Source organism: Trichloromonas sp., assembly GCF_041583255.1.
Lineage (GTDB): Bacteria > Desulfobacterota > Desulfuromonadia > Desulfuromonadales > Trichloromonadaceae > Trichloromonas.
The window spans coordinates 1-5,903 of record NZ_JBFHGD010000207.1 but is presented as its reverse complement, the minus strand read 5'-3'; the positions used below and the strand labels follow the sequence as shown (position 1 = coordinate 5,903).

Here is a 5,903-nt window from a genome sequence, read left to right as displayed (position 1 = left end):
GGTTCATACTGAAACCAGATATTTTTGAAGCCGGCCTTGCGGGCCGCCTTTTCGAGTCGCAGTTCGGCCGCGGCGTCCTTGGCGGCATCGGTCGAAAAGACCACCGGACGCCCCAATACGACGCTGTCAACAGGGCAACCCGCATGGGCCTCTCCGCGAGCCTTGATCTTTTTGAGAATGATTGCCACCAGGTCATCGATTTCGTAGCGCGTGCCGAAAACCTCGGTGCCGCTAAAACTGGTGTTCGGCAAAAAAGTCTTGATCGACTGCATAAAGCGCCCCGCAGCCCCATCCTCGACATATTGACGGATGGCCTCATGCCCGGTAAAGATCTCGTTCTCCTCGCTGAAATAGAGCACCGAGCGCATCAAGCTGCTGACCTGGGCACTGTCATCAACCGAAACCACCTCAACCCTGCCGTTTCTAAAAACTGAAAGCGCCGAATTGGTCGTACCAAAATCGATGCCGAATACAATCTGCAATGTCGCACTCCTCAAAAAACTTGAAAAAACCATCCCGTCCCGACAGCCGTGGCCGGCCACGTCCATCCCCATTTATTCGCAGAAAACGGTACCAGCTGCCATGCAATAACGGCCATGACATATCCTTCAGGTCGACTGGGCCTGAAAAGACGGAACTGGTGGTTTTATTCGATTATAAGGGAAGAAGGCAAGACAAAAAGCCAAGGGCACAACCACCGATTACCGCAGGCTGCGCAGGGACTGTAGGGGAAAAGAGAACGCCCCCTGCACGGGCCGCATCATTTCGGCCGTGTGCAGGTCGGGATCCTGGAACCAGCGCCCCCAAACAAGTGAACCTGGATGCCGAGCGGCGAATTCAGCCCGGTCGCCGCACCAGACGCCAGCTATCAATAGAGGTAATAGGTGATTTCATTAAAACCGCCGAGCAAGTGCAGGCCTGCCATGGGCGGTGGATCACAGGGGCTGCAATTCCACTTTTCGAGGACGGATGCAGCGTGCTCGCCACAATCGGGGGTGAAGAAGAGCTCCAGGCCGCCCCCTTGGCTCTCCCGCTGAAAAAAGGCCATCATGCGAGGAGCGTTTGCGGCCGTGAACGCGGCAGAAAAATCGCTGCTGCATTCCTGCACCAGACCTTCGGCGACCTCTTCGGGCGAAAGGGAGACATGGTACCAGCTCATTGGTTTGGCTCCTTGAAAAGCAGATAATGTTCGATCCCACTGGCCTGCGTGAAGAAAATGTCCCCACTCTCTGCCATCAGCGCCTTACACGGATATCCGGTTCCTGGTTCTGCCGGGCGATATCCGCCTGAACTTGCTTGACACTCCGCGGGTAGATGATCTCTCGCCCCATCAGGCTGCCGACGTAGGCCAGGCCGTTGCGGGCGGGACTCAGCTTGCACTTGACGTTGTGGATTCCTTCTCCCAGCAGGATCCATATCGCGTCGGCCTTCTTGCTGGTAACCACGACCTCCAGGATCTGATCGGTTTCCGTATGCACCTTGATTTTTTCGTCGTCCATTCGGGATACTTCTCCTTGTTAAAACCGGGTTCAATGCCTGGAGCGGCATTCTGCCTACCTGAAAACCACAAACCTGCGCCTTGACAGCGGTCAGGCTGATGCCAAACTAAAAAGAAGACACAGGAGCCTGTCGGGCTTTACATGAGCCGACTGCAAAATCGGCTGATTGGCCCATATCTCCGATAATTTTCGACAAATAGTCCAGCTATTCGCTCTCAAATTCTCGAATATCTGGTCTCAACCATCCAGTTTTTTCGTTGCGGCCCGCAAAGCCCGACAGGCTCCTAGCAAGGGAGGTCAGCCATGCGTCTCTTAGTACTTATCGTTATCACTCTGCTCGGAGCCACAGCGTGTAGCACCGCCGTCAGCAAAGAGTCGATGGAATTGGTCGACCCCTCGGTCTCCTTCGAGGTGCTGCATCAGGACCCGGATCGCTATGTCGGCCGCTACCTGCTGCTCGGCGGCGCCATCACCGATGTTCGCCCGAGTGCAGACGGCGGCAGCGAACTGGAGCTGGTGCAGTTACCGACCAACAATCGCGGTAAAGTCACCGCCACCGACAACTCCGACGGGCGTTTTATTGCCCAGGACACCACCTATCGCGACCCGGCCATCTACCGCAATGGCCGGCTGGTCACGCTGGTCGGCCAGGTAACGGGGAGCAAGACCGCCCGTCTCGGCGAGATGGATTATCGCTACCCGGTACTGACCGTACATGAGCTACGGCTCTGGACCCCGAACGACCATCCCGGCTCCTCCCCCGTCCATTTTGGCATCGGGCTGGGTATCGGCATAAGCCGCTGATCGTAAACCGGGCGCGGTTCGCCCCTGCCGTACTCATTACTGATTACCATAAGCATCTGATTCACCGTCACATTTTGTTGCTTGACATCCTTCCGGGCTGCGATAAGGTTAAATCAAACGATGGCGGAAACGTCGACGAGAAAAGAGTAGAGCGGATGGCTTAAAAAACCATCTAGGGCAGGAAGAAATAAAACTGTCGACAAAACGCTCGAAGACCGGAAGAGCAGCAACATCCGGAAAAACTCGCGGCGGCATCCGTCATCGTTGTTTTATATCCCGCCGAACCTGCCGCTATTTTACTCCTCCTAGATTACCGTCGCCCGCAGCCCCTTCCAGCCCCCAGTTCCAGGCCGGCACCGGCAACTTGCCCTCCAGAGGAAAGATCCGCACAGTCAGCTCGGGCAGGTGCAGGATCGCGCAGCTGTGATTGAATCGGGTACTGCCGGGGTTGACGACCAGGGGGTGGCCGAGCCGTTCGACAAAGAGCTGGTGGGTATGGCCGACCAGCAGCACGTCATAGGAAACGTCCCTGAGAACATCGCTCCAGCCCTCCTGCTGCGCCGGGATAAGCGCCCCCCGCTCGTCCAGCAGCCGGATCCCGCCCAGCAGCGAGTCGGGCGGACTGGCGTGGACCATATAGATTGTTTTGCCGGCCATGGTGAGTTTGACCACCGAAGGCAGAGAGCGCAGATAGCGCTCGGCTGCGCCGTCCAGATCTGGGTCACAGTGGTTCAGATGCCAGAGATCATGGTTGCCGAGAACAGCCCGGCAGCCGCTGTCGGCCAGCAAGGCAACGGTCTGCTCCAGCTCGGTGCCGTACCCGGCAATGTCCCCCGCGCAGAGAATGGCGTCGACGCCTTCACGCCGAAAGATCGCCAGGGCCTCCCGCACCGGGGCCGGTGTGGCGTGAACATCGCTGATCAAACCGACCTTGACCGTCACATGCGCCCCCTCATGGTCAGATTCATGCGCATCCAGGCACTTAACCAAGCCAGGCAGAACCTCAGGCCTCCGGCTTCGAGATCCGCCGCCAAACCAGGATATGCCGGATCAGGTTAAAAAAACAGAGCACGCCGACAATGGCGACCAGCACGTTGGAAACAGTCGAACTCTGGTAGCCCTTGCCCCAGAAAACATCCTGTTCAAACAACACGACCAGGGATCCGAGAAAACCGCCCAGCATGGTAATAATACGAACAATCGTGATCTGCTTTATCGTTAAGCCTTCAGACATTTTTCCTCTTTGGTTCAGTATGTTAAGAGTTGCTTGCTGATGTGCTGCCTTATCACGGAGCAGCCCGCTACCGCTCCCGCTCCGCCCGCTCGAAGGCGGCCCTGGCCCCGGCCTGGTCGCCGCGTTTGCTGCGCGCCTGACCGATAATCCGCCAGTTTTCTGCGCGCAGACGCTGGTCACTTCCTGCCAGCGAGTTGGATTTGGCCGCGAGATTTTCGGCCTGCGCATAATCCCCCTGATCCAGCCGGACCCGCGCCAGCCTCTGCCAGAGGGCTGGATTGCGCGGTTCGATGCGCAGGGCGCGCTCCAGGGAGGCGCTGGCGGCATCCCACTGGCCGGCCGAGGACTGGCTCTGTGATTTCTGCAGCAGGGCCACCACGGCCGTGTTTTCAGAAGGTTTCGCCGGCGGCGCCGGCGAGGACGGCAGCGCCGGGGGTTCAGGCGACGGCGGCGGGAGCAGGAGCGGAGCTGTCGTCGCCGAAGGGGCCGAGGGGGCCGGCCGAGTTTCGTAAATCGGCCGTTTCGCGGCGCAGCCGGCGAGAAACAGGAGGGCGGCAATGGCTGCGGCGCGGGGGATACTGGTGATCATCGGAAAATCCTTTCAAAGAAGCCCTTTATCGATCGGCCCAGATTTTCAGGGTCGCAGGGCACAAATTCCGTCGGGGCCGAGCCGACGATGAACGGCAGTTCCATGGCATCACGACACCCCTCCTCGCTGCGCAGGCCCGAGACCGAATCGATCCAGACCCGCTCGATGTTCTCCGGCTCGGGCAACATCAGCGGCTCGGGATCGAGTCCGACCATCATCTCGCCCCACACCCCAAGGGCCCCGGCGGCACCGCTGAGCCCGGTCGGCTCGTTATCATCCCGACCGACCCACACCACCGCCAGCCGGTCGCCGGTGAAACCAGCAAACCAGCTGTCGCGGTAATCGTCGGTGGTGCCGGTTTTGCCGGCAATCGCCAGCTCTGGCGACAGAAACTCGGCGAGCACGCGGGCGGTCCCCTCGCGAACCACGTCCTGCATGACATGGGTCAACAGGTAGACCGGGGCCGCCTCACTCTCCTGTTCGACCTTGAGAGGGTAACGCTGCAAAGGCTCCCCCGTTGCCGAGAGCACTTCACGGATCGCGCTCAAGGGGGTGCGAAAACCGCCGCTGGCGAGGGTCTGATAGACCTGGGTCACCTCGAAGGGCGAAAGTGCGTTGGCCCCCAGCATGCTCGAGGCATAGCCGGGCAGCTCGCGGTCGATCCCCAGCCGCCGCAGGGTCTCCATCACCCGGGGAATGCCGAGGGCCAGCCCCAGCCGGGCGGTTGACACATTGTACGAATTGATCAGGGCGCTGCGCAGCGACACCTCGCCGTGAAATACCTTGTCGTAGTTTTTCGGCGTCCAATCCGTGGTTCCGGCCTGCTTCACGACCAGCGGACTGTCATCCAGCCGCGTTGCCAGGGTGTAGCGCTGGGGCTGCTGCAGGGCGGTGAGATAGACCAGCGGCTTGACCAGCGAACCGATCGGCCGCAAGGCATCGAGAGCCCGATTGAACCCTTCGAAGCGCGGGTCGCGTCCGCCCACAACGGCCTGCACCTCGGCATCCTGGGTACCGGTGACCAGCAGGGCGCCCTGCAGAGTGTCGGCCTTCATATTGCGGGCCTTTTCCAGGCGTGCCAGGCGCCGGCTTAAAGCCGCCTCGGCTGCGCGCTGCACCCGCGGATCGAGAGTGGTAAAAATCTGCAGCCCTTCGCTGCGCAGATCCTCATCGCGGTAGTCGCGCTGCAGCTGGCGATGCACCAGCTGCAAAAAGGCCGGGTACGGCGAGGTGCCCCTGGGCGCGCGGGAAACGACACCCAGGGGTGCCGCCTGCGCCGATCGCAGCTGCTCCTCGGTGAGGGATCCGGTTTCAGCCATCTGCGCCAGAACCAGGTTGCGCCGTCCGAGCGCGCGCTTCGGCTGGGTGCGGGGGCTGTACTGGGACGGCCCCTTGAGCATCCCGACCAGCAGCGCCGCATCGGAAACGCCGATGCGCTCCAGGGGTTTGTCGAAGTAGTGCGAGCAGGCCAGGCCGAAGCCGTGGATGGCGCGATTGCCGTCCTGCCCCAGGTAGACCTCGTTAAGGTAGGTTTCGAGGATTTCCTCTTTGCTGTAATGAACCTCGAGCAGCACCGCCATCACCATTTCGGTGAACTTGCGCCGCAGGGTTCGCTCGGCACTCAGATAGAAGTTCTTGACCAGCTGCTGGGTCAGGGTGCTGCCGCCCTGCACGGTTTTTCCGGCACGAAGGTTAGCCAGGGCTGCCCGGAGGATCGCCGTAGGCCGGATTCCCGCATGCGAATAAAATTTTCTATCTTCAACCTGCAGCAGCATGT

The 5,903-nt window shown here is 60.3% G+C and carries 8 protein-coding genes; 1 reads left to right on the top strand and 7 read right to left on the bottom strand.

From position 1 onward, the window contains the following. From ABYV89_RS13820 to ABYV89_RS13810, 3 genes are all read right to left on the bottom strand, one after another. A partial coding sequence (locus ABYV89_RS13820) for an Hsp70 family protein (RefSeq protein WP_432823527.1) occupies positions 1-482 on the bottom strand: 482 nt, incomplete at its 3' end. A gap of 386 nt (positions 483-868) precedes the next feature. Then, the gene (locus tag ABYV89_RS13815) at positions 869-1,159 is read right to left on the bottom strand and encodes a hypothetical protein (RefSeq protein ID WP_432823526.1); all 291 of its coding nucleotides are present in this window, start codon (positions 1,157-1,159) and stop codon (positions 869-871) included. Positions 1,160-1,235: 76 nt separating this feature from the next. Then, positions 1,236-1,499 carry a hypothetical protein gene (locus ABYV89_RS13810; RefSeq protein ID WP_432823525.1) on the bottom strand — a complete coding sequence of 88 codons (264 nt, stop codon included), beginning with the start codon at positions 1,497-1,499 and terminating at the stop codon, positions 1,236-1,238. 303 nt (positions 1,500-1,802) lie between these two features. Between ABYV89_RS13810 and ABYV89_RS13805 the strand changes: the two genes are divergently transcribed. Next, on the top strand, positions 1,803-2,303 hold the full coding sequence (locus ABYV89_RS13805; protein WP_432823524.1) for a Slp family lipoprotein: 501 nt from the start codon (positions 1,803-1,805) through the stop codon (positions 2,301-2,303). Between the two features lie 291 nt (positions 2,304-2,594). Here ABYV89_RS13805 and ABYV89_RS13800 read toward each other — a convergent pair whose 3' ends face one another. The 4 genes from ABYV89_RS13800 to mrcB all read right to left on the bottom strand — a co-directional run. Beyond that, entirely contained in the window at positions 2,595-3,245 is a 651-nt protein-coding gene (locus tag ABYV89_RS13800) for a metallophosphoesterase family protein (protein WP_432823523.1), read from the bottom strand. 61 nt (positions 3,246-3,306) lie between these two features. Then, positions 3,307-3,537: a hypothetical protein gene (locus ABYV89_RS13795; protein ID WP_432823522.1), complete on the bottom strand. Its 231-nt coding sequence runs from the start codon at positions 3,535-3,537 to the stop codon at positions 3,307-3,309. Between the two features lie 67 nt (positions 3,538-3,604). Continuing rightward, complete coding sequence (locus ABYV89_RS13790; RefSeq protein WP_432823521.1) at positions 3,605-4,126, bottom strand: tetratricopeptide repeat protein; 522 nt, start codon at positions 4,124-4,126, stop codon at positions 3,605-3,607. Then, positions 4,123-5,903: penicillin-binding protein 1B (gene mrcB / locus ABYV89_RS13785; RefSeq protein WP_432823520.1), on the bottom strand; the 1,781-nt coding region annotated here is incomplete at its 5' end. The genes mrcB and ABYV89_RS13790, both read right to left, overlap by 4 nt.